The 23,380-nt window shown below is 59.5% G+C and carries 16 protein-coding genes and 1 pseudogene; 10 read left to right on the top strand and 7 right to left on the bottom strand.

Annotated features, from left to right (window positions below; translation table 11 throughout):
• Nucleotides 1–141 precede the first annotated feature (141 nt).
• Nucleotides 142–354 (bottom strand): hypothetical protein, encoded by a 213-nt coding sequence (locus tag OGR47_RS21035; protein ID WP_246729888.1) that lies wholly within the window; start codon nucleotides 352–354, stop codon nucleotides 142–144.
• Between the two features lie 547 nt (nucleotides 355–901).
• Between OGR47_RS21035 and OGR47_RS21030 the strand changes: the two genes are divergently transcribed.
• The 6 genes from OGR47_RS21030 to OGR47_RS21005 all read left to right on the top strand — a co-directional run bounded on the left by OGR47_RS21030 (nucleotide 902) and on the right by OGR47_RS21005 (nucleotide 5,719).
• Complete coding sequence (locus tag OGR47_RS21030; protein ID WP_165056024.1) at nucleotides 902–1,225, top strand: hypothetical protein; 324 nt, start codon at nucleotides 902–904, stop codon at nucleotides 1,223–1,225.
• An 817-nt stretch (nucleotides 1,226–2,042) separates the two neighbouring features.
• A complete protein-coding gene (locus OGR47_RS21025; RefSeq protein ID WP_165056025.1) occupies nucleotides 2,043–2,381 on the top strand; it encodes a single-stranded DNA-binding protein in 339 nt (112 codons plus the stop codon).
• Between the two features lie 77 nt (nucleotides 2,382–2,458).
• Nucleotides 2,459–4,426: a ParB/RepB/Spo0J family partition protein gene (locus OGR47_RS21020; protein WP_165056027.1), complete on the top strand. Its 1,968-nt coding sequence runs from the start codon at nucleotides 2,459–2,461 to the stop codon at nucleotides 4,424–4,426.
• A 60-nt stretch (nucleotides 4,427–4,486) separates the two neighbouring features.
• A complete protein-coding gene (locus tag OGR47_RS21015; protein ID WP_165056028.1) occupies nucleotides 4,487–4,939 on the top strand; it encodes a hypothetical protein in 453 nt (150 codons plus the stop codon).
• A 130-nt stretch (nucleotides 4,940–5,069) separates the two neighbouring features.
• Nucleotides 5,070–5,321 (top strand): type II toxin-antitoxin system VapB family antitoxin, encoded by a 252-nt coding sequence (locus tag OGR47_RS21010; RefSeq protein WP_165056029.1) that lies wholly within the window; start codon nucleotides 5,070–5,072, stop codon nucleotides 5,319–5,321.
• Nucleotides 5,318–5,719 carry a type II toxin-antitoxin system VapC family toxin gene (locus OGR47_RS21005; protein WP_165056031.1) on the top strand — a complete coding sequence of 134 codons (402 nt, stop codon included), beginning with the start codon at nucleotides 5,318–5,320 and terminating at the stop codon, nucleotides 5,717–5,719. The genes OGR47_RS21010 and OGR47_RS21005 overlap by 4 nt, the downstream gene beginning before the upstream one ends.
• 69 nt (nucleotides 5,720–5,788) lie before the next feature.
• Here OGR47_RS21005 and OGR47_RS21000 read toward each other — a convergent pair whose 3' ends face one another.
• Genes OGR47_RS21000 through OGR47_RS20990 form a run of 3 tightly spaced genes read right to left on the bottom strand, consistent with a single transcriptional unit; the run spans nucleotide 5,789 to nucleotide 7,464 of the window.
• A complete protein-coding gene (locus OGR47_RS21000) occupies nucleotides 5,789–6,199 on the bottom strand; it encodes a hypothetical protein (RefSeq protein ID WP_165056032.1) in 411 nt (136 codons plus the stop codon).
• A gap of 48 nt (nucleotides 6,200–6,247) precedes the next feature.
• Nucleotides 6,248–7,000, bottom strand: coding sequence for a protein mobD (locus OGR47_RS20995; RefSeq protein ID WP_165056033.1), 753 nt, complete (start codon nucleotides 6,998–7,000; stop codon nucleotides 6,248–6,250).
• Nucleotides 7,001–7,008: 8 nt separating this feature from the next.
• On the bottom strand, nucleotides 7,009–7,464 hold the full coding sequence (locus tag OGR47_RS20990; RefSeq protein ID WP_165056035.1) for a hypothetical protein: 456 nt from the start codon (nucleotides 7,462–7,464) through the stop codon (nucleotides 7,009–7,011).
• 829 nt (nucleotides 7,465–8,293) lie between these two features.
• Here OGR47_RS20990 and mobC point away from each other — a divergent pair.
• Nucleotides 8,294–8,692 carry a plasmid mobilization relaxosome protein MobC gene (gene mobC / locus OGR47_RS20985; RefSeq protein ID WP_165056036.1) on the top strand — a complete coding sequence of 133 codons (399 nt, stop codon included), beginning with the start codon at nucleotides 8,294–8,296 and terminating at the stop codon, nucleotides 8,690–8,692.
• Nucleotides 8,689–11,769, top strand: a complete 3,081-nt coding sequence (locus OGR47_RS20980; protein WP_165056037.1) for an LPD7 domain-containing protein — start codon at nucleotides 8,689–8,691, stop codon at nucleotides 11,767–11,769. Before mobC ends, OGR47_RS20980 begins: the two co-directional genes overlap by 4 nt.
• Before the next feature lie 499 nt (nucleotides 11,770–12,268).
• Here OGR47_RS20980 and OGR47_RS20975 read toward each other — a convergent pair whose 3' ends face one another.
• On the bottom strand, nucleotides 12,269–16,609 hold the full coding sequence (locus OGR47_RS20975; protein ID WP_165056038.1) for a hypothetical protein: 4,341 nt from the start codon (nucleotides 16,607–16,609) through the stop codon (nucleotides 12,269–12,271).
• Between the two features lie 534 nt (nucleotides 16,610–17,143).
• Nucleotides 17,144–17,956: pseudogene (locus OGR47_RS20970) on the bottom strand (IS256 family transposase); the annotation flags it as partial.
• Nucleotides 17,957–18,710: 754 nt separating this feature from the next.
• Between OGR47_RS20970 and smbP the strand changes: the two are divergent.
• Together smbP and OGR47_RS20960 are read left to right on the top strand one after the other, a co-directional pair.
• On the top strand, nucleotides 18,711–19,067 hold the full coding sequence (gene smbP, locus OGR47_RS20965; RefSeq protein ID WP_216697975.1) for a small metal-binding protein SmbP: 357 nt from the start codon (nucleotides 18,711–18,713) through the stop codon (nucleotides 19,065–19,067).
• Nucleotides 19,068–19,746: 679 nt separating this feature from the next.
• The gene (locus tag OGR47_RS20960) at nucleotides 19,747–20,880 is read left to right on the top strand and encodes a DUF2235 domain-containing protein (RefSeq protein WP_165055566.1); all 1,134 of its coding nucleotides are present in this window, start codon (nucleotides 19,747–19,749) and stop codon (nucleotides 20,878–20,880) included.
• Between the two features lie 53 nt (nucleotides 20,881–20,933).
• Here the strand turns inward: OGR47_RS20960 and OGR47_RS20955 are convergent, their stop codons facing one another.
• Nucleotides 20,934–23,252, bottom strand: a complete 2,319-nt coding sequence (locus tag OGR47_RS20955; protein ID WP_165055564.1) for a hypothetical protein — start codon at nucleotides 23,250–23,252, stop codon at nucleotides 20,934–20,936.
• Nucleotides 23,253–23,380: the final 128 nt, after the last annotated feature.

The following is a 23,380-nucleotide window of genomic DNA, read 5'->3' as shown; positions in this document are numbered from 1 at the left end:
TCGCTGCCTCCTCTGATGACTGGCGTGACACAATCCCCACGACGCACCACACGCCGTCCACCATCATTACGCGATACTTCATGCCCCCTCCCAACTTCCTTTCGCTGCACGCGCCGCGCTCGAGCGCGGCGCGTCACGAGCTCACCACCAATAGGGCTGGTAAACTGGGTAGTAGGCCGGGTACGCCGGGCCATAGTAATAAGGTCGCGACGCTGCAGCCCCGACCAATGCGCCGCCAATCACGCCGGCCGCCGCCGCCGCCGCCACAGCCGCTTCCGCCCGGCTCGCCTGCGCACGGTTCTGCGCGAAATTCACGTCTTGGCACCGCTCAAAGCGCCGCGTGCCTGGCCGCAAGCCCGCCGCCTCACATGCCACCGCGGCGTTCGCCGCTGATTCCTGTACCGACTGACATCCCGCCAGCCGAGAGAGCGAAAACCATAAACCCCGATAAAACCTTGCTCATTTTAATACTCTCGTTTTTACCACTTTTTCGTTCTTATGCGAATACGCGTACGCTCGTCCGCCGAGACTCCCTTCGAAAACGTCGCCCCGACGACGCAACATGAATTCAACAATCGTGTTCGGCACCACCAACCACAATTCATTCGGCCTCATTTCCACCACTTCGACCTCCAAAAATTCGTTTGGTCGGTCCTGGTCTAACAACCTGATTCGATTCCTCATCCCCAAGCCTTTCCAACCACAGAAGGCGCGGCAAACTGATTTTTCCACGGCCTCATCCGCGCGTACGCGAACCCGCTCTACAGCCTGAATCTGCAACGCTGGCCTTCGGCGCTTGTCTACGGCGCCTCTCATATCCGATGCCTATTCTCAAATCATTGACGATACAATAGCGTCGGGATATAGTACGTCTGGTTCTACGCAAGGGCTAATTCATCTCATGGATCATCAGAGGTCTTCTCTCCAAAATACCGGCAACGCCTTCGCAGAGTTTCAAATCCTCGGAACAATTTTCGACATCGCTGTCCTCCCGGGGAAAATTCGTGTGGGCTTGCGATCGAACTATCTACGCCGCGATCGTGCCGGCGACATCGTCGAGGCGCCAGCAGAAAATCATGTCGCCGTCGTTCATCACTCCGCACGACGGTATGTCCAGAAATATGCTGCTCCCGGTCAGCTTGTAATTGCCCGCGGTAGGCTTTCTGGCGAACTGATTGCCGACCAGTTCATCTTGCTTGGCGCTAACGGCCCCTCAGAAGGCTAACTCTACCCCCCGTTCTGGGAATTGCCGCTCTGTAGCCCTTGGGATACCGCGCCGGTCAACGCCTCCGTGCATACAGGCCACGGTATCCCGAGCTGCGCTTGAGCGATGGCAGTTGTCACGTAAGGCACGCAATATTCAATGCTTTGCCAATTACCCGACGCCACGCACATAAACACCTTACAACCAAAGGAAGCGTCCTGCGCAGAAGCAGGGGACGACAACCCGACCAATCTCACAAGAAAACTGCCGACATAATATCTTTTAAGCATCTTTCGCATCGTGGCCTCCTTCGCCATCGACAAACACTATATCAGCTTTTATCCGCTCGCCAACGGTTGGCGCGCCCTCCGGGCCGGGCTCTACTCGCGCCGTCGGCGCTCCCGGAGCCCCTGCGGGTCTCCGCCCTTCGGGTAACGATCCCATCGCGCAAGCATCCTATGTGGTCGCGCAAAGCGCGACGCCGATTCTAAGCAGCGTGCGCCTCCGGCGCACATATTTTTTCGTTCTCGTCTCGACCCATCAGCATAACGCCGTGCTCGCGCGGTCAAGCGCGTAAACGCGCTGCGTCGCAAGCGACGCCCCTTGCGGGTGACTCGCGCTGCGCGCGGCGTTTACGCCGAAGGCGTCGGGACGAGGAACGTCTGCTTTTCGCCACGCCTGCGGCGCGTCGAACAAGGAACATCGGAGCGCGGAACACAAATAAAAACAAAAGGAAAAATCACATTGGCCGCATCTTTTAAATTGACGAATTAATAGAGTGACCCTATATTAAGGGACGTAACGAGGCGATGAGACCTTTCAAAAATGGAGAGAGAAAATGCGTTCTACTAACCTTTTTATCGTTCGTGGTCACACCGGCGCAGAACCGCGAACCGTTGGCAAGGTCGTCAAATTATCCGTCGCAACGAACCGCTCTTGGAAAGACTCTCCCGGCGAGCGTCGCGAAGAAACAGATTGGGTTACGCTGACTTTTCTCAATGAGAAAATCGCCAATTTCGTCGTTGCCAACGTCAAGAAAGGCGACCCCATTTACGCCGAGTGTCGGATTGCCGAAGGCTCTTACAGCAAGGACGGCGTGAAACATTACACGACCGACATAATCGTGAACAATTTCGACCTTCTCTCACCCAAGGCGAGTGACGACGAACAGTCGTAACGATCAACACAAGCGAGCGTCTCCGGGCGCTCGCTTGCCCCCCGCAATCATTCATTTGGACCTTTGGAGAGAGAGCCATGACAACCAAGAAGCAGTCCGAATCGACCAAGGAACCCGTCACGGCGATCCGGCTTTGCCAGCTTCGCCCCGACCCCAAGAACGTGCGCCGCCATGAGAGCGACGCTGGAATTGAAGGATTCGCCGCGACCATCCAGACCGCGGGTCTCTTGCAAAATCTCACCGTGCGCCGCCCGCGCCCCGGCGAGAAGGCCCCCAAAAACTGCTACTTCGTCACGGCCGGAAATCGCCGCCTCAAGGCGCTCAATTTGCTTAAATCGAAGAAGGCGAGCGTTGATGGCGTTCCTGTTACCGTCGACTTTTTTGTTCGCGTCCGCGAGATTGACGAGACCGCCGCCAGCGCCACCGAAGTCTCGCTGATCGAGAACACTTCGCGGGAGGATATGCACCCCGCCGATGCAATCGAAGCATACGGCCGCCTCGCGCGAGAAGAAGGCTTGACCCCGGAAGCCATTGCCGACCGCCACGGCGTTTCTCATATGACCGTCCGCCGCCGTCTCAAGCTCGCGAACGTGTCGCCGAACCTACTGGCCGAGCTTCGCAAGGACGCCATTACGCTTGAGCAGCTTCAAGCGCTCGCGCTTACCGATGACCACGCGGCGCAAGAGGCCGCATGGTCCGACGCGCAAGAGTGGCAGCGCGACCCCGACGAGCTGCGCGCCGCGCTGAGTTCCGAAGCCGCGCTGGCCAGCGATAAGATGGCGCGTTTCGTGACCGTCGAAGTCTATGAGCAGCAGGGCGGCGCCGTGCTACGTGACCTCTTTGACGACGACGAAAGCCGTATCCGCCTCACTGATCGCGCCTTGCTTCATCGCCTTGCCGCCGAAAAGTTGGAACAGGAAGCCGAGGCCGTGCGCGGCGAGGGTTGGAAGTGGGTGGAGACCGCGACCGAGTATAATTACCACAGCGGCGGATTGAGCCGTATCTATCCCAAGGAGATGGACCCTTCGCCCGAAGACGCGACGCGGATCGACGCCATCGACACCCGCTTGCAAGAAATTGAAATCGAAGCTGAGAGCATCGAGGACGACGCCGCCGAAAACAGGCTTTTCAAAGAGCGCGACGACCTCGAAGACGAGCGCGCGGCGATCATGGACCAATACACCGCCTACGACTCCGCCGAAATGGCGACGGCGGGCGCCATCGTTACAATCGACTACAACGGCGCGCTCAGGATCGAGCGGGGCGTAGTGAAACCGGGCGACCGGAAAGAGGCCGCCCGCCTTGCCAATGGCTCGACTGGCGCCGCCGACGAAGCGCCCGCCGCCAATCTGACCGACGCTCTCCTTTTCGACCTTACGACGACCCGCAGCGCCGCGCTCGCCTGTGAACTTGCGAAACGCCCCGACGTCGCGCTCGCCGCCTTGGTTCACAATCTCGCTCTCGACGCCTTCTACCGCCAGTCCTACGCTTCCTCGCTTGGCTTGCGGGCGGGCGTGCCTGTCCGCACCCTCAAAGCCGACGACCCGGCCAACGCCAAACCGTTCGAGACGCTCGACGCTCTCGCTGCCGACTGGCGGGCGAAGCTCCCAAGCCGAGCCGCCGACCTTTGGGCGTGGTGTCTCGACGCGAAGCCGCAGGAGCTTTCAAATCTCATGGCCTACCTTGTCGCCGCACAGATCGACGCGGCCAAGCGGCCTTACGCGGATCAGATCGCCCAAGCGATCGACTTCGACATGGCCGATTATTGGCGGCCGTCAAAGGACTTCGGCAAGCGGGTTTCCAAAAAATACATGGCCGACGCTCTGCGCGAGGCGGGCCGCCAGGAATGGGAAGCCAAGAACATCCTCGACGTTCAAAAGGCCGACGCCGTTTCTCTCTTCGTTGAGAAAATGAAAGATGCGCGCTGGCTTCCCGGCCCGCTCAAAACGACGCTGGCGCCAGCCAATGACATCGAGGGCGACGACGACGCAGAGGCGGATGACGAACGCGCCGACGACGAGCCCTTTCCGCTCGCGGCCGAGTGACCCCCGATAGGGGCTGCAACGACAGCCCCTTTCCCTCCCGTCATCCGAGGACCACGAACCATGAGCACCATTGCAGCCTATTTGCTCGACCCCAGCGCCGCGACAATCCGGCCCGTGCAGATCGAGCCCGCGACCATCTTCGATACGGCCCGATTCCTCGGCGGCGCCGACTACCCGGCCCTCCATCAGATCGACAAGCGGCACACAGCCTATGTTGACGACGATGGCCTGACCAAGCCCGTCACCGGCATGTTCACCGTCGCCGGGCGCGAAGGTACGCCCGTCGCAGGCCGCGCGCTGATTGTCGGGAATGAACCCGAAGGCGACGCCGCCCGCTCTCCTTTCCTTACGATTGAGGCCGTCGCGCGGATCTTGATGGTACATCGACCGATCATCATCCCGCGTTTGGTCAGTATGGAGCAGACCCACCCCGGCCTGAAAATCCTATCTACCCGCGTCGGCACGCTCACGCTGGAATTGCAGCGCGTCCATCCGGCGATTTGCAAGGATTAGCGAACTGGGCGCCCGCCATTCCTCCCCGCCGCCGCCCCGCCGCCCGCGTCGTTCTCTCTCCGCGACGCGGGCGGCCTGCTTATAGCTGATTTACGGTATCCGTATATCTTTAGCGAGGTATCCGCCCCTCATGGCCTACAGCATCAAAGACCCCGAGACCGACGAAATCATTCGACGCCTCGCAAAGGCAAAGCGCAAGCCCATTGTCGACGCGATCCGCGAAGCCTGCCTTAACGAGCTCGAACGCGAACGCGCCAAAATCCCGCTTTGGGAAAGGTTGCAACCGCTCATCGCGCGCGTGGCGGCGCATCCGGTTCGAGAGTCGCAAACGTATCAGACCGACAAAGAATTTTTCGACGCCATGTGGGCCGACAAAAAATGATGATCGACGCATCAGCTTTTCTCGCAATCCTTTTGGCCGAGGAAAACGGTCCCGACATCGCGCAGCGGATCGCGGCCGCTAAGGCGCCATACACGTCGCCGCTCGCGGTCTACGAGACGGCCGCCCGCCTCATGAAGGTCCGCCAGATGGCAGCCGCAGACGCCGAGACCATCATCCGCGCCTTGCTGGACGAGGCAGGCATCAGAGTCATTCACATTACTGACAGTATGACCACCGCCGCCCTTCGGGCCTTCGAACAATATGGCGGTAGCCGCCACCCGGCAGGCCTCAACCTTGGAGATTGCTACGCGTACGCCTGTGCGAAAGCCTACCGCGCGCCTTTGATCTACACGGGCGCCGACTTCGCGCAGACAGACTTGTGCGCCACGCCGAAATAATGGCGGGCCGCTAGGCCCGCCGATCAATAAAGCAAGCCCGCGTGAGCGGGCTTTCCGTCTTTCCTACCTTCACAACCGCGAGCCGATGAATATTCCGATCCCGAGAAGCCCGGCGCCGGCGAACATGCCGACCACGAGCCACTGAGTCATTTGTCGGCGCGCCGTGTCGCGCGCCACGTCGCGCGCGACACTTACCACCGCCTTCGCCAAATCCGCCTTAGCCGATTCCGCGCTCGCACGAATGACGCGATCCGAAACCTTCTTTACATCGTCAAGAATTTCCGAGGCCGCCTGTCCGATTGCTTTCGGATATTGCAGGTAAAGGCTCTCGTAGTATTGCAGCGCAAGCACGATCAGCCATAGGGCGTCGCTTTCGTACAGGCCCAAGGTTTGCTGCATGTGGCGGAGTTGCTCCCGCTCCCGCGCGGTCGCCGCTCGCCGAAACAGCTTTTCGAAATTCGATACAACCTCTTCGTCCATTTCACGTCGCCTCGCGTTCGACGGCTTCCCCCATATGTAGAAGCAGCCTCACGACTCCGCGCTCGCCTCACTTGCCTTCGGCTTCGGGCGGGCGCTTCTCGCCTTCACGGTTTCCGGCTCGCTTAGGAGATCGTCGAACAGCGCCGCGACGAGACGGCGCCAGCGGCCTAGTTCAGCTCGGTTCCCGATTGGCATTTCCTTCGACGCAGCCTCGATGCTCAGTCGCTTCGAATAGAGATCGTCGGCAACCCGATCCGCCAGCTCCGGGAACAGGCGTGACTTGCCTTTCAGATCGTTTTCGATTGCCGCTTTGATCTTTGACGAATTGTACAGCTCGAACTTGGCCTCGTCCCCAAAATAGCCATTCATCAGCACGTTCAGCTTTGTACTCTGGATCGCCATCTGATAATCGGCCAGCAATTCCAGACTGTCCCGCTGGCGATTGATGACCCAGAGAGTCATTAACTCCCGGCCCAATTCGGCCAGAGTATCGTTTAGCGTCGCGCCGAATTTCGAAACGCCCCTATTATTCCGGGCCGCCGTGTTGACCACCACGACATGGCCCTTCTTTTGGTCGCAGACATTGACGAGCGATACCCAACCGCTCGCCTCATCGAGATCAATAATCTGACTTTCAACCACCCCTTGCAGCGCCTTGTGAACGTCGGGGTTGCTGTTATCTGTTTCGACCAGAAGAACCTTCTTGTCCCTCTGTAGCAGGTAATCGACCAGCGAAAGCGACACCATCGACTTTCCGACACCGCCCTTTGAACCACCCACGATATAGATTCGCTCAGACATGCGACCTCCTAAATCTCAAGACGATCCGGCTTCACAGAAAACCCTTGCGGCTCCGGCGCTGCCGCATTCGATTTCCCCTTGTCCCCTTTTGCTGCGGTCTTCGATCCTCCCGCCTGGCTTCTGCGCTCCGCACCAGAGCCCGCCTTAGACGCCGACCCCGCCGCGCCTCTTACCCCCCTTGCAGTCGATTTCCCCACCGGCATTAGTTTCAAGAGCTGCGCAGGCGTGATCTTCAAACCAACCTCAGTGAGAGCCTCGCAAATTTCCTTCGTTGTGTAGCCCTTCTTCCGAAGGGCTTCGATTTGCGGCTCCAAAAACTTCACAGCACTCGGCCGTGATAGCCCTCTCCGACCTCCGGCGTCAGGGAGAGCCTCTAGCTTTTCTGCCATCTTCGTCAGGTCATCAGCCTGATAGGTTTCACGTCGTCCGCTTCCCATTTGACGCCCGTCATCCCGCTCGGCCATCGCAATCGCCCTCCTTCCTTACGGCCTATTCCCAAGCAGTCTTCGAGTTTTGCGACAGACAGACAACGCGCCTTCGTGTGCCTCAGAGGTAGACTCGATTAGCTCGACCAGCGCGCCTAGACGTCCCGCTGAAATTCGCGATTGAGCGTCATCAGACAGACGACGAGCGTCGAAAGCCGTTGCGGAAACTCCCCTTGAGATTCCTGCAATACCAACACCGTTTGGAAGTTGTGACCACAAGGACCGCGGAGCAATTCCCCTGGCACCCGGCACTAGGAGAGACATCGTTCTAACCATACGACAGCCGCTTGTCAGACCATTAACGCCCTTCGTCATCGCAATAAGTCCCTGTCATCGTTTCATGGCAAGCAAATCGGAATGGCAGTCTAATACATATAGAGATGCATTAGAAGCGCAAGCACTGTCCTACAGGCCGCCGCGCAAGCGGCACATGGTTGGTTTATCGGCTTGTCAAAGAACAGCTCATCCACGGGTCTCATAGCTGCCCATCTATCGCATTGAAATACCCTCACATATCTACATTGCTATCCTAGCGTCATCACAACGCATGCCCACGAATTGCCGTCAGTCTTCGCATGGACCGGCCAAAATGTTCGTATTCGCTCCCCGTTGAGTTCCATTCCGAATGCTTGCGTGCGCCCCCAGAGTCTTATTCGAAGCGGAAATGGAATTGACGAGTTAGTGTAGATTGATATAGATAAGGCAGGAAAGCGCTTTTGTGATACAAAACCGCCGTGTGCCCTCGCCGGGCGGGCTTACCTCGCGTCCGGCAGTCCCTTACGGGACCGGACGCGAAACGGAGAGCCGAATGGACCAAGGCGCAAAACGGCTCAAAACCGCCGTCCTTCACGTGCGCCTCACGGCGGAAGAACATGAAGCGTTCATAGGGTTCTGTGCGCAATTTCAACTCACGCCGAGCGAAGCCATTCGCCGCTTCGTGAGGCAGGCGAGCTTTTTAGGTCCGACCTTCGAGGGCGACGCGCGCGCGGAAATCGTTGCACTCACCCGACAGCTTCGCGCCCTTGGCACAAATCTCAATCAGGCCGTCCGGCACATGAACGCTGGACACGTCATCGGAAGCGACGATGTGGCGGAATGGCTTGCCACCGCGCGCGGGCTCATCATGGAACTGACCGCCCTTTATCGCTCCCTCTGCGCCCGGTCGCACGAACGCACCGCGCGCGCCATCTCGCGGACGGCGGAATGACTGGCGGGCTTCCTCTGTCGGACATTGGACTGGGCTTGGGCGAAATGCAGGCCGAGCTGGAGAGGTTGAGAGCGCGGCGTCGCGCAAGCGACTTCGCGAGCGCTGCGGCGTTCGCTGGCGCGGCCCCGTCGTTCGAGATTGGCGACGCCGGCCAACCGGCGCGGGCGCCGCGACCCGAGAAGCAAACTCCGAGCGTCACGCGGGCGGCGCCCTCGCCCTTCACAACGGCGACGCCAGACCGTGCGCCCACCGCGCCGGCATCCCAAGATACGCGCCAGATCGAAGACGAAGGGCTGCGTAAACGGCGGCGGCGAGGTGGGGGAGGTGGCGGAGGCGACGCAACGCCCGCCGTTCGGTCGAAGCCCGTAGCGCCGACCGCCAAGGCCCGCCCCGCCGCTGCGCAGGGGCCGGAGCGGTCCTCTGTTGTTGTGAAATCCGCGCTCGCAGGAGGATCACAGGCCGCCGTCGTCAAACTGGCAAGTTTCGGCGCCGGCCGCGCGCGGGCTCATGCGTTGATGAGCTACCAGACCGACAAGGGAGAACTCGCCGCCGAGCGTCACGACGGGATAATCCTCAAAGGGGCCGAGGACATTTCCGCCCTCGCGGCTGAATGGGGCGCGGAGTCCAGCGGCCGCGAACCCTCGAAAGACTCCCTCGCGCTCACAGCCGCTTTCGACGAGCCGTTGACGAACGAGATCATTCGCGAGTCTCTGCACGAAGCGCTGCGTGGCCATGTCTTCGCATGGCGCGCGGAGACCCGCGGCGACCAGACCCATGTTCATGTTGTCGCGCTTGCGGCCGGATCGCAGCGCGACGAGAACGGCAAGGCCGATCGCTTTTATCCGAACAAGAAATCCGCCGAGGGGCTATACGACCTCATCGAGACCGCCTTTGATCGCGAGGCGAAGATTGAAGTCCAAGGCTGGGCGCATGGCATTGAAGGAGCAACCCGACAGCTCGCCCGACTAACTCGGGCCGGGGAGCTGGACGCGGAGACCTCCAGCAAGCAGGACTTAAAAGAAGAAGCCTTCCGGCGCTACGAGCGGCGTTCCGGCAAATCACCGAGCGGCGATTTCAATCCCAATCTCGAGATGGCAACATCCTGGCGCCGCCAGATGCGCTCGAACGAGCCACGCGATTTCGCCCATGTCGTTTTCAGCGCCAAGCCCGGCACGGACAAGGACGCCTTCCTCGACGCTACGCGCGCGACGCTCGCGAGAGAGTTTGCCGGCCACGAATACATTTTCGTTCTGCATACGAACCGGGAGCACATTCACGTTCACGCCGCTATCCGCATGGAAAACGAGCGCGGCGAGCGGCTCCACCCGAACATTGCCGACTTCCGCCGTTGGCGCGAGACCCTCGCCGAAGAGGCGCGAGAGCGACAAATCCCCATGGAGGCAACCAGCCGCTTCGATGAAGCGAATGTACCGGCCTACAAGCTCAAGGACATTCGCATGGTCGAGCGCGGAACTGCCCCGGAGTCGGTCCGGCGCCGCGTGGAAGCCGTGAAGGAGCGGGCCATCCACCGCCCCACCCGAGACGAAGGCCGTGCGCACGCGAGCCGCGTGGCGCGCGAATGGGGCGCCGTCAATCAGAGCCTCGCCGCTACGGCAGCCATGCCGCTTTTGCGCGAGGGCGCGTTGCGCCTCTACCGGGCGGAGCCAAAGAACGCACCCGCGCACGCGACCGTAATGTTCACAGCCGACCGCGCCGCCGCCGAAACCCTCGCGGCCCGCAACGGCGGGCAACTCGTCTACCTCGACGTTTCGCGCGAGCGACTTGCAGAGGTAAAACGCGCAAATAAAAATCCTGATACGATGTTTGCCGTTCCGGCGCGCGTCGCCGCCGAACGCCAACCTATCCCGCACGCCGATCTACATTGGCTCAAGCAGCGTGCGGAGCGAGCGGTCAGCCACATGGAACGCCGAACGATCAAAGACGGAGGCCAGATGAGAACCGCAGAAACGATGACCTACGCCCTCGACGATATGCGCAAGCGCCTCGACAATATCAGCTCCATGGTTGAGCCCGACAAAAAGCAAGCTTTCGAGGAACAACGCACCACCATCCTCGACGCCGCTCAAAAGGCGATCGAGGCCCAGAAGAGGCTTGAAGCCAAGCCCGTCGAAATGGTCGGCGACAAGTATGTTCAGCCCGCGCCGATCGAGACAACGCCGCAGATTACCCACGAGCGCAAGGGCAGTGAGATCTACTACAGCCGCCATGACGACACCGGCCAGCGCGTTGCCCTCGCCTTCGTCGACAAGGGCAAGCAGCTCGACGTCAACGATTGGAACCACAAAGAGACGGTGCTTGCCGCTCTGCGCGTCGCCGCCTCGAAGTGGGAAACAATCAACATCACCGGCAACGAAAAATACAAGGAGACCGTTGTTCAGCTCGCCGCCGAGCACGGCTTCAAAATCACAAATCCCGAGCTTCAAGACCGCATCGAGAAGGCCCGCGCAGACATCGAGGCCCAGCGCCCCGCCATGCGCGAAGGCGCGCAGGAAAAGGAGCCCGCCAAAGAAAACGCGCCCGTGTCGGCCGAGACCCAGGGCAAGCCAGCCGAGGCCAAACAGAACCCCGCCGTCCAGACGCCGGCCCCATCCGACGCGCCCACCAGCGCAGCGAACCAGAATGCGCCGAAGGAAAAAGAGCGCGAACTCGAGACCGCCCCCTTGCGCGCTGACACCGACATAGGCCCTGCCCGCACAGACGCCGAGCGTGTCATCGCCCTCGACCAGGTGCGCGAAAGGCTCGATCAGGAAGCAAAACGCGAGACCCAAGAGGCTCGCCAAGCGACGGAGTCGCACAAACCCAACGCCGTCGCGTCGTCCGAAGCCGCCGCCGCCCGTGACGCCGATCGCGCCGCCGACGAAAATCCTCGCCGGGAAATTCCCGCCAACCCCAACGAGACAGAGAGGGTTCGCGAACTACGCGCAGAGCAGTCGAAGGTTCTAACCGAAGAGCAACAAGCGAAGGAAAAGCAAGCGCAACAGGACCGCGCAAATCTCGAACGCGAGAAACAGCGCGAGATCGAGCGCCAAAGCGAGAAACCACGCCACCGCGAATAATTCGCGCTGAAACCAGAAAAGCCGGGCGTCGCCCGGCTTATTTGTTTTAGCGCGACTGGCGGTTTTCGACTACCGCAGCCACTGCCCTACGGTGCGACGAGATATTTCGCGCCCGACATCCCAATCCAAACCGCGGTTTGCCGCCTTCAACAAGGCCGGGGAGTGGGTCAGTTTGAATTTCCCCTTTTAACCCGGAGCAGACATCGTCGCGCGTCAGCCAAAAACCGGACGTTCACCGTCGCAGATCATCCACTGGTTCGACCACCGCTGCTCTCAATTACACTCGCTTTTCTAGGCATGGGACGTCACAAGCGCACGCTGAGCGCTCGTGCCTAATGGCGCGACAAAGGCCGGGCCGTATCTTCAACACAGTCGAAAAGTCCAAACGCTTGTCCCGCTTCATGACGATGGTTGTCCCGAGTTGCGCGGTTCCCTCAACGCGTCGGCGGCGCGCCCGCCCGGTACCGCCGTCCGCACTACAGGCCCAAGCTTTGATGAGTCAGCCGCCGTCTTCCGCGTCTGGATCAGGCACCAAGATTGGCCACGGCTTGCCGGAAGCCAGATCGGGATGGCGCGGTTCGCCTTCGGGCGCGCCGCTTTCGTCGCGGACACGGTCGATTCCGCGGAGCACGCGCGCGGCGGAGTCGTGAGGGCCGCCGTCCGCCGTCATTGCCAAGAGCCTCCGCCGAAGTTCGATCGCTGCAACGGGAAGCACGTCAAACGCGCCGCGCCAGTGTTCGGAAGGAACGTGCTCCGTGACGGCTCGCTGAATGGTTCGCCATGAAATGAGCGGACGCTGAAGCTTGTTTTCCAGCTCGACGAGCAGGAGCAGACCATCAGGGTCACCTCCTTCGGAGACGGCGTTCGCCAGCAGCGCGGTCTTGGACGACGTGCCGTCCGTCAAGAGACCATAAGCGTAGTCACGCAGTTCCGAGTGCTTGTTCAGCAACCCGGCAACTTCCTGCGACGTGTGCCAGCCATCGTGCGCATCGATCTCGCCTTCCATGACTAGATCGAGATAGCGCCGCGCCGAGGTGAGCGTGCCCCGGCGCCGGACGGCATCCCGCCATGCGTGATTGGCGTAAAAGGCGGCATCATTTTCAGCGAGCTTGAAGAGCGCTTCCTCGATCTCCGGCGTCTGCATCGACTCAGTAGCGCGTAACATCTCTTCGAGGAAGTGCGGCGCGCGCTGCTGGGGCGGCAATGCCGCGATCGTGCCAGCCAACTGCGCCGGATCGACGGTGAACGGTAGTAGAAGGACCCACGCCTTTAACTCCCAGCCTTCATCCAGGATCCAACTGCGATTCTTGGCATCCTCGAAGACATTGTCGATCCCGGCCTGCACGATGCTGAATGCGATTGCTTCGCCGGAAAGGATCAGGTTCAGGACGAGCTTTGCGCGCGCCGCCTGGGGCGTGATTGACAAGAGCGCGTTGATCGCATCGGAGCGCTCGCCGTGCGGCAACCGAACGGCCTGAATCGCAAGCTTGATCGCGTGCACCTTCTGCGCCTGAGTTGCGCCCTCGGCGATGAACGGCGTAATCACCTCGAATATGGCCTCCGCTTCGTCGCAAGTCACCGTGGCGCGATGGGCGCGCGCCGCCCGAATTTCCTCCACCCGCGAAAAGTCCACGCCTCCCCGAAAGCGGCGCTCATCCTCGGGCTCGTTTGTGAGAATCCATTGCACCTTGAGCACGAGTGCTGCGATCTCACCGAAATGCTCGTCGGGCAAATAGCTTATCATCAGTGCCGTCGTCTCGGGCGCTTTGATCGCCGTGAAGGCTTGCTGATACCTGTTAATATAGAGCGTGCGCGCTTCGTTGGCTGCCTTGCCTTGCCAGCGCTCGTCCTCGGCTTGCTGGCGGAAGTCCCGGTAACGGCGCAATTCGTCGTCTAGCAGCCGCTGGAGCATCGGCAGCAGCGCGACAGACGGAAAATGGCCGATCAGACTGGCAACGGCGGACAGTTGCCTGCGCATTGCGTTATCGCCACTCGCGATCAGCCGCTCGCCCCATTGCTCGGCCAGCTGCGCAATCGCCGCATGCGCTTCGTGCGGAAATGGGCGCGCTCTATCGTCTTTCTCATCAGGGCGACACAGCAATTCCGAGAGTTCGCGGATGTCTTCATTGCTGGCCGCCGCTGCGCGCGCCTGTACGGCGGCCACGAGGCTCGCTCCGGGCGCGTGCGCGATACGATCACGAAGGCCGTAGTATCGGTCGCTCAAGCTTTTCTCGTATTTGCCGAGTTTCGTTATCTCGGCGAAGATGGCGAGCTTGGCATCGATGAGTTTGCCGACGCTAACAGGACCGAGGATAGACGCGGCGGCCTCGACGCTGCTGTCCATGCGCTCTTGCGGGGATAGTACCATCTCCAGAAGGGCATCGTCTTCGACCACGATTCCGGAAGCAGCCAAGATATTGTCCGCGCCGTAGAACAGCTTGCGTCCCTCGCGCAGACGCTTGAGCAATCCCAGCGCAACCGCTTTCTCGTATTGCTTGCGAGCCTCGTGGATTAGCCCGAGCTCGGCGTCATTCTTGCCTTCAACTTCAATGGTCGCGACGAGCGCGGTCAGCTCCGCGCTATGATCTTTGCCATCGTGCGCGTACACAATCTCGCGCAACCGCTCGTAATCGGAAACTTTCCTTTCAGCGCGCGCATGCGCCGCCGCGAGCCGGTCCTGCACAGCCTTGACGTCGATCTCTTCGAGGTGGCCCCTGCGGTAGACGAGGTCGAAGGCGTCATCATCGGCCGTGCTCAATACGTCCGCGACATGGCGGCCCGCGCGGCGGAAGGACATTCCGCCGACGGCTGCAGCCTTCAATTCGGGATTAGGATCGCTCTTCGCGATCAGTGCAGCAAGGTCGAGGCCGTCCATTCCGCTTCTGTAAGCAATTTCGGCAACGACCGTCTCGCGTACCTTGACTGGCAACGCGAGGATGTCCTTCACGGCGTCCGGTCCGAGCACGGAGGGACGGAAGCGGCGGGCAGCCTGCAAGGCCAGAAGATTTTTCTGGTCGTTTTCGTTCGTAATGAGCGGCCAAACAAGATCCCGGAATTCGGGACGGCCCGACGTGATCATGAAGCGCACAGCGCGATCGACTTTTCCCGGCGCGTGCCAGCGCCGCACGAGCTTCTGAATGGTCTCGGAAATCTCCTCCCACACAGGATCGGTCGCGCGGAAAATCATCTCCGCCGCAAAGATTGGATCGACCTCGAACGAGGCAAGGATCGCTGCGGCGCAAGCTTTCTGCTGGCGCGCATCACCGCGCGCCATGCGCTCTACGGCGAATAGGATCGGTTCTTCCCACGGCATCGCGTTCAGGATGTCGGCCTTCAGCTTTTGAAGCGCGTTCGTGTCGGCGACGCTTTCGAGCATTGCGCGCTCGACATCGTTCGAAGCATACCATTCCTGAAACTGCTGGTGCTGAAATGAATATCCGGAGGGCTCGCCCGTTCGCACCAGCACATGATGACTGACGAGCGCATCTAGCACGTCCGTCGTTTGCAGCTTGATGGTGAGCTGCCCGTCCTTGAGGAGCCAGTCGTTCGTCTGCGCGACCGAACGGCGGGCGTTTGTCTCCGGGATGGAGGGGTTGGCGGCTTGCGTCGCCGTCACCGCCAGTGCACTCAGAAACTCGGTCTGGAGGCCCTTGGCGGCATCCTTCAGCGGCTCGGCGCGATCCGCTTGCTGTTCGTGGGCCTGCACAAAGCGGCGCAGGATTTCCTCTTTAGTCTTCGGAAATGGCTGGTCGTCCGGCAATGAGAGCAACGCGGTCAGATAAAGCGGGATGCTGACCAGCTCGCGCACGCCCGACGTGCGCCACGCTTCATCGACGATCCGCGCACCGTCGTCGCCGCGCAATTCCCGCGCGATTTCGATTTGCTCCGCTTCGCCCAATGGCTGAAGCTCGACCACCGCGCCGTCGAAGGGAACATTGAGCGACTGCTTGCGCGTCGATACGAAAAGCCCAAGCTCCGGCAAATCTGCCTGAAGGCGCTTCAGTTCGGCGGTCGCACGCCGCCGCGCTTCACCGTCAAGTTCGTTCCAGCCATCGAGCAGCAGGTAGACGCCGGGTTTTTGCGCTACCGCGCGGAAATCGTCTTCGGTGGTCCTTCCGCGAAAGGTCACGCGGCCCAGAATGGAATCGAGCAGCGTCTTGTTTTCGGTCGCCCAGTCCGCAAGCGGCACGAAAACGGGCGTTTCGCCGTGAGCAACCAGTCCTTCCGCGACTTGCAGCAGCGTCGATGTCTTGCCCATGCCGGGTGGCGCGACGAGGACCAGATCGCCAAGTTCGCTCAATGCGCGCGCGAGCGCGGAAGTCTGCACGGTCTTGTCCAGCTCCGCCATCTGCACTGTCAGTGCCACGTCCGTGGACGGCCATCTCTCGGAGCGACGGAACACATCGACATCGGCGGATGCCGCCGCATGCAGTCGCTTCGTAAGTTCGCCTTCCGAGACTTTGGTGGGCCGCGCCGCTTCATTGTAGAGAACGCTGCGGTGAGAATGCTCTTCCGCCTGCTTCTTCCAGTCGCGCAGCAGCTCGACGGTGAACTTTGGATCGTCCGAGTCGACAGACTTTCCGTGCAGCTTGCACATCCAGATCCCGTTTTTCGCGGAGCGGCGTTCGGCCTCGCTCATTCCGGCATCAAAGCGCGGGCCGCCCGCCGCGGCGGCGCAGATGTGGGATGCTTCGCCTAGCATGATTTCGCCATCGCCGTCGGAAGCCGCGCCGACCGTGGGACGCCTGCAATCCGGATCTGAGCAAAGCCATCCAGCGCGCTTCGCGATCTGGCGCTTCGTCTTCGGCGTGAAATTGTCTCTGTTGCCGTTTCTTGCCATCGACGCGGGTTGCTCGGAATTGCCGCCTCGTCGGCGGCTGCGTTGACTCTAGCACTTCAGCGCATCCCGCTGAATAGCGCTCGACTTGGCCGATCTCCAGAATCGTTTCGGTTGGCGTCCAGCAGCCGACGGCGCTTGCGTCCGCTTGGCCTTCTTGGTTCGCTGGCCCCATGCGTGCGCCGCTATCGGCGAGAGCGCTCGCTTCAGCCTGCACTAGGAGCGTCCCCTTTCGCACATTTCGAGCCGGCCGGAGCGACCTCTTTTGGCGCAAAGCAGTCCTGTGCGGAAGGCTGCTTTTAACCCAAACCGGTCCTTCACGCCTCAATTTTGATTTGTAATGCCCGTAAAGCTGAAATTTGCGCTTCGGCCAAAGAAAGGATTGCGGGATCGAAATGACCAAAACAAGGGGGATCATTCGCCAACCCGACGCCACAGGTGGTATTATCCAAGCACGGCAGGATGCTGGTCGTCGTTTCATAGGCGTCCAGGAACACAGCAACAATTGGAAACCCCTTTTGGCTTCGGTTCCCGTAAGATGAAGGCGGAGACGACGCGCCTGCCGCTCTTGCCGGCATGGGCGAGCGCGTTGCGCATGAAGTGGACGCGGCAACGCTGCCAGGTCGATTGCAGAACCTTGGCGACCGCCGCCTTCAGTCCCTCGTGCGCATCGGACACGACGAGCTTGACGCCGCGCAAGCCCCGGCGACGGAGCTTGCGAAGAAACTCAGTCCAGAAGGTCTCGGCTTCCGAAGGACCGATGTCCATGCCCAGAACTTCGCGCCTGCCGTCGGCGTTGACGCCCACCGCGATGATTGTCGCCAGCGAGACGACGCGGCCGTTTTGCCGCGCCTTCACATAGGTCGCGTCGATCCACAGGTAGGGCCAGTCGCCTTCGATCGGCCGCTCGAGGAACGCCTTCACCCGCTCGTCGATTTCTTCGCACAACCGGCTGACCTGGCTCTTCGAGACGCCGCTCATGCCCATGGCCTTGACGAGGTCGTCCACCGAGCGCGTCGAGACGCCCTGGATGTAGGCTTCCTGAATGACGGCGGTCAGCGCCTTTTCGGCCATCCGCCGCGGCTCCAGAAAGCCGGGAAAATAACTGCCCTTGCGTAGTTTGGGGATGCGCAGCTCGACGGCGCCGGCGCGCATCTCCCAGGTCCGGTCGCGGTAGCCGTTGCGCTGGGCGAGCCGCTCGGGGTTCTTCTCGCCGTAGGCCGCGCCGGTCAACGCGCCGACCTCCAGCTCCATCAGCCGCTCGGCGGCGAAGCCGATCATCTCGCGCAAAATATCGGCGTCGGGGGCCTTCTCCACAAGCGCGCGCAGGTTCATCATCTCATCGGTCATCGGCAGTTCCTCGGTTGCGTTGGTGTTCGCAACCCGATCCTACCGGCGAATCGTCGATGATCACCGCAAGCCGCTCGCTCGCTACGGCGCTATAAAAAGCGCGCGTCGCGAGCGGCTTGCTCCAGCTCAGCTACACCACTCGCTGGGACACGACCTTTCGGTTCTGCGGTTGCGAATGCTCATCGGAGGCTATTTACTGCGACGCGCACAAGAAGCTGTCGTTAGCGCCGAGCCGAGCCGAGCCGAGCCAAGTCACTTCCCATGAGCAGAAGCCTGCTATCCTTCACGAGCAAAGTTGCGTGAACTAGACCCCGTTCGCATCAAATAAAGCGAGAATGATGGAACTCCCTCGGCGGCGAAGTTTGTTGATGGACATCAACAAAATTTTCCAATTGCCTTGGCAGACGCCATTCCCCTGAACGTATGGAAGTTGGGGCTTGCTGCTGTTTCGCGGCAGTACCGAACGAAGTGGATACCGACCTTCCGTTTGTCTCCGACGTTCACTAATTCTGTCAGCGAATGCTTGTGGCGAGATGGGGGAGGTTTGACTTCGAGCCGCCGAGCCAATCTCGATTGAGCCGCCAAGGTAAGGCATATCCACTCGCGCCCACGCGCCCGCACTGCTCTCCAGCTAATGCTCTAGCCAGCCCTTTGGTTTTCGCGGCTACGCACTACGTAGCTCGATGTGCGCCATCGTGCACGCAAGAACGGCAATTGGCGGTTTGACCGCAATTTATTCACTATGGAGCGGAATATGCTGAGACGTGGATTCCTACGCGCTTCGGTTGGTCTCGCGCTGACAACACTTGTCGCCCCTGGGATCGGGCTCGCCGCCGAGAATCATATCGCCCAAGCGATAGCCCAGATTAACAAGGCCATCCCATACGGCGAGGAGCCCCAACACAGCTCTTCTTTCGTCCAGCACATCGACAACGCGATCGATCACGCTGTGATGGCGCAAAGGGCACACGCTAATTCGCATGTCAAGAAAGCGATCCGCTATCTGCGCCGCGCACGCAGGATCGCCTACGGGACGCATTTTCTGAGCTATTCTCGCAGGGGTGCCGCTTTAGCGAAGAAAGCACTGGCGCAGCTTCAGGCCGCAGGCTGAGCGTTGCGCGTTTGTGGAAAAGAAACTCGATGAATTTGGGAGCAGCAACGAATACCCTAAAGCCAAAATAGCGCCGCGCCCGTCAATCCGAGGTCGCGGCGCTTTCCTGCGGAATCTGGAGTACGCCGACAGGTTAAGATGGCCGGCCCCTAACTCACGGAAGCCGCTCTTCCTCATGATGCGCAAATAATCGTGCGAAAACCCGATTTCCTTTGTTCCCATTTGCGATCGAGAGGACGCGCAAGCGGCGCTCGCGCGCTGACGGGTTTGTCGGAACTCGCAATACCGGACGTGTCACGAGCCCCCTGGGAGATGGTTGCCGTGCCTTCCGGAGAGAGGCTTTCTGGATCAGCCAACGACCGCTTCTGGCGCATTGCTGACTTAGAAATCGTCTCTCAGAGACTTGGAGCCGGGTCCCAAGCGTTAGATTTTTACCACTAGAAGCGATAAAAGCCGTGTTTGAGACACGGGGGTCATCTTCGTGAATGGGCCAGAGGCGGACGCTGTTGTGCTCAACCACGGTCCAGCCAACAAAGGCGCAGTACACTAGCTTTTCTGCGTTATGCTTAAAAAAATGAGGCTGTCGGGCGCGATAAGCACGCCACGGACCCGCCCTAGAAGACGCCAAAGGGGTAGCACCGAAAGTACCGGAGGTCTTTGCCTTTTTTTGGAGCGACTCATGCCAAAAAAGCTTGTGATATTTTGCGATGGCACCTGGAATGAGCCAACCAAGCACGGCACAAACGTTGTGCGAATGTTGCAAGCGACCGACTTCAAAGATCGAGATGGCAATCCCCAGATCATCCATTACATTGCAGGAGTTGGCACGCGAAAAGATGAGAAATTAATTGGCGGCGCTTTCGGTTTTGGAATATCGGAAAACATCAAAGACGCTTACGCATTTATAGTCAGCAACTATGAAGTGGGTGATCAGATATATTTATTCGGTTTCAGTCGAGGCGCTTACACTGCGCGCAGCATCGCCGGTCTAATTCACAACTTTGGAGTCCTTTACCGTTTCAACCTTCCTCTCGTTTCGATAGCTTATAACTACTACAAGGACAAAAGTGACCCCTGGAAGCCGAACGGCAAGGAAGCTGAGAGTTTTCGGATATGCAACTGCAATCCCTATCCGACAAAAATTCGTTTTCTTGGCGTTTGGGACACAGTAGGTGCGCTCGGCGCACCCTACGGTGAAATCCTGGGTCGATTGCTCGCCAGATTTTTCAAGACGGGCTTTCACGACGTTACGCTCAGCGAGAGCGTCGAAGCCGCTTATCACGCCCTGGCGGCTGATGAACGTCGCTGGCCGTTCCGCCCTACGCCAATGCTCCTCACTGAATATCATAGGGGGCGCAATTCGGAGAGCATGGCTGACTCCAAACGTGGTTTTCCCCTATACGCAGAACGATGGTTTCCCGGAGTCCATTCCAATGTTGGCGGTGGCTATGAGCGGCACGGGCTGTCCGATTACGCTCTGCAATGGATGGCCGCGCGGGCCGAGGAAAACGGCTTGACGCTCAAAAACTTCGCAGACGTTAAACTTTCCGAGGACAGACCCTTTGGGCCGGATCCGACGCAAAAGCCCGAAAACAGTCAAACAATGGCTTATCGAATTGCAACTGCTCTAATGGTTAAAGCGCCATATTTACTCGGCTTAAAATCAGTTTATCCGACAGACGTCCAGGCGCTCGTAAGAAATATCCTTTGGGATGGCGACTACATCCGTCCAATCCGGACAGATGCGGATGTAAGCGCCCTTATAGAGAAAACGGGAGTCGACCCAGATTACCACCCAAGGAATGTTCCATAATCGGCTGCATCCAGAGCCGCGTGTCAGAACTCAACAGACGAAGTCTTTGCTTCTTAATGAACCAGTCGGCCAATCGCCGCGACTAAAAAGATAGCAAATACGAATCCAACGAATTTCAAGACGTCAAGCGATAGCTCGGCCCATTCGCTCAGATTCGGAGTGGCTTCTGTGATCTTATAATTATGCCCCAGACGCTTGATCTCCTTCTCTCCAGAGTCGTGGGTGGCTTCTGTGATCTTATAGCTCTGGCCCAGACTCTTGATCTCCTTCTCTCCAGAGTGGTGCGCCGAGTTGTAGAGCATGAAAAAACGACCAATCTTGTAGTTTTCCTCTCTGATTCTGTACGCGGGAAGGAGCCGATCAAAAAGGAAGACCAATCCAACAGGCCTAATCCTTTCGGGGATGCCCTCGACGCCGAATGCGACGATCTTCAGGACATATCTAAAAAAGAGCCAGGCGATGATGACGAAGCCTATAACCCACCAGATGATTCTTTCGGGCCTGTACCCGTAATCGGCTAATATCCCGAGAAAGAAATAGAAAATTGCAAGGATGAGTTGCTCCACCCAGCGTGCAGCCGTTTGATACCAGGGTACCGAATCTGAACCGGATGTCCTCCCTTGTGCGTCGTTATTGCTGATGCTTACGCCGCCTTCAGGCGCGCACCAACCGAAACGACGCTTTAACGAAGCGGGCAGGAGGCTACAGGTAGATGTCCACCACGCAAAATTTGAAGCCCTTATTTTTAGATCAGTCGCGACCTCCACATTTCCCGCCCTTTCGAAAACAGTGACAAACTCAGCAAAGGGCTGCTGTGTGCGCGCGAATTCGTTTTTGTTAATCCAAGTCGTGACTTGTTCGGCCGTCGGCAACTCAAGGGTCGGCGGAAAAGTGGGCTGCTGCGCTGTTCCGGACCGCTGAGGCAGCGGTTTCCCGGCGCGCAGAGAAAGGGCAGATTCACAGGCTTCCTGCGAGGCATAGATGCGGTTGAAATGTAGGCCGTTCACCTTCAGCGCGATATCCTGCTGGGTAAGGCGAAAGTTCAGAACCAGTGTGCCGGTACTCACATTGAAGATGTTGAGCTCAGGCCGGCCCGGAGTTTGGGTGGAGCTTGGCTCTGCCGCGCCGGACGCGGCGTTCGTGGGCGTCCGTGTCAAGTTCAGCCAGGTCGCGCCGCCGACGACCGCTTCGTTGAGGTAGATATTACCTTTAAGCGTTCGACCTTGGGAGTCCGTGGGCCAGCTGAAAGACCGGATGCAAAGCGAAGACTTGATGTGGTTGTCGATTAGGACAAGCGCCCCCTGCCTTATTGAGCGCTGAGACACGCATTGTTTCAGACCCCTGATGATCGCTCCGGTCCCGAAATCGGGCTCCTCATAGCGATCATAGGGATCCTTCGGAAGCCCACGCAGGGGACGGCCAAAATTCGCGTCGTCGGTGACGCGCTTAAAACGGAAATGCTCGTGTTTTACCTTGGGATGAAGATCCTCGGTTTCTATGTCGGTTTCAGAGATGTTCTCGCTTGGCTCGCTAGCAACTTCACCTTCGACAAGCTCGACCTCTCCAAAGCCGAGCTGGACCGCGACTACATCGCCGATTTCGTTCTTGCGTATGTCGAAGCTGCATCGCGCCTGACTCTGGCCTAGGTCGAGAACGTGCGCGATGTTGTTCCTGAGTATCTCTAGGTTTGAAAAGAACGACGCCGAGACGTCGACGTCCCCACGAATCGACCCGCTATCGATGGTCAGGGTCCCCGCGACTATCGTGCCGTTCAGCCGGACAGAGCCACCTATGGAGCTGTTCTCGATCTCCAGCCGCTTAAAGAATGCGACCTGGCCCCAGAGCGTACCGGAAATCTCGGTTCTAGATACGTTGAATTTCTTGTAAGAAACGACGTTGTCAAAAGATAGATCGCCCTCGGTTCGAAAGTTCCTTACCACCACGTCCCCGTTGAAAATTGACCGATCGAGGATAAGTGAATAGGGCAGACTCACGCCGCTTAAATCCAGCCCGTCGCAATAAATTCCTCCTACTATCCGAATGCCCTGGGGATCAATTTTATCCTTGGTTGTGCGAACCAAATCCTTGATCGCCGAACGCGGCAGGAGCCGCTTATCGACGTCGGCCGCGCCCTTCTTCTCGTCACAGGCGACACGCACGTCGATTTTGTGAGGGTTGGGGTATCTTGGCTGCTCCGCACGCTCCTTGCGCGGCGTATCCAGATATGCCCCGCCCTTCTTGGGGGCCGCGCAAACGACGCCTTGCCTGTCTGGAATGAGAACCGCTTCCATCCCAACGGCGAGGCAGCTTGTTATTCTGAGCAGAATGCTTTCGCCCGGCGGCTCACAGATCTCCTCCTCGACCTGCGCCATGCCCCGCGCGGAGCAAAAGGCTTTTTCCGGAGTCTGGACTGCGTGTTGGCGTGCATTAGGGGCTCCACCTGCCGCCCAGGCCAAAGCCAGGTCCGAGCAAATCAGCGCAATAAGGACAACTAATGAGA

The organism is Methylocystis sp. MJC1 (assembly GCF_026427715.1).
GTDB lineage: Bacteria > Pseudomonadota > Alphaproteobacteria > Rhizobiales > Beijerinckiaceae > Methylocystis.
This window is presented reverse-complemented; position numbering and strand designations above follow the sequence as displayed.

Coding starts and splice junctions, on each gene's coding strand:
- OGR47_RS21030 (WP_165056024.1), top strand. CDS start 902: ATGGATCATCAGAGGTCTTCTCTCCAAAATACCGGCAACGCCTTCGCA.
- OGR47_RS21025 (WP_165056025.1), top strand. CDS start 2,043: ATGCGTTCTACTAACCTTTTTATCGTTCGTGGTCACACCGGCGCAGAA.
- OGR47_RS21020 (WP_165056027.1), top strand. CDS start 2,459: ATGACAACCAAGAAGCAGTCCGAATCGACCAAGGAACCCGTCACGGCG.
- OGR47_RS21015 (WP_165056028.1), top strand. CDS start 4,487: ATGAGCACCATTGCAGCCTATTTGCTCGACCCCAGCGCCGCGACAATC.
- OGR47_RS21010 (WP_165056029.1), top strand. CDS start 5,070: ATGGCCTACAGCATCAAAGACCCCGAGACCGACGAAATCATTCGACGC.
- OGR47_RS21005 (WP_165056031.1), top strand. CDS start 5,318: ATGATGATCGACGCATCAGCTTTTCTCGCAATCCTTTTGGCCGAGGAA.
- OGR47_RS21000 (WP_165056032.1), bottom strand. CDS start 6,199: ATGGACGAAGAGGTTGTATCGAATTTCGAAAAGCTGTTTCGGCGAGCG.
- OGR47_RS20995 (WP_165056033.1), bottom strand. CDS start 7,000: ATGTCTGAGCGAATCTATATCGTGGGTGGTTCAAAGGGCGGTGTCGGA.
- OGR47_RS20990 (WP_165056035.1), bottom strand. CDS start 7,464: ATGGCCGAGCGGGATGACGGGCGTCAAATGGGAAGCGGACGACGTGAA.
- mobC (WP_165056036.1), top strand. CDS start 8,294: ATGGACCAAGGCGCAAAACGGCTCAAAACCGCCGTCCTTCACGTGCGC.
- OGR47_RS20980 (WP_165056037.1), top strand. CDS start 8,689: ATGACTGGCGGGCTTCCTCTGTCGGACATTGGACTGGGCTTGGGCGAA.
- OGR47_RS20975 (WP_165056038.1), bottom strand. CDS start 16,609: ATGGCAAGAAACGGCAACAGAGACAATTTCACGCCGAAGACGAAGCGC.
- smbP (WP_216697975.1), top strand. CDS start 18,711: ATGCTGAGACGTGGATTCCTACGCGCTTCGGTTGGTCTCGCGCTGACA.
- OGR47_RS20960 (WP_165055566.1), top strand. CDS start 19,747: ATGCCAAAAAAGCTTGTGATATTTTGCGATGGCACCTGGAATGAGCCA.
- OGR47_RS20955 (WP_165055564.1), bottom strand. CDS start 23,252: ATGGCGCAGGTCGAGGAGGAGATCTGTGAGCCGCCGGGCGAAAGCATT.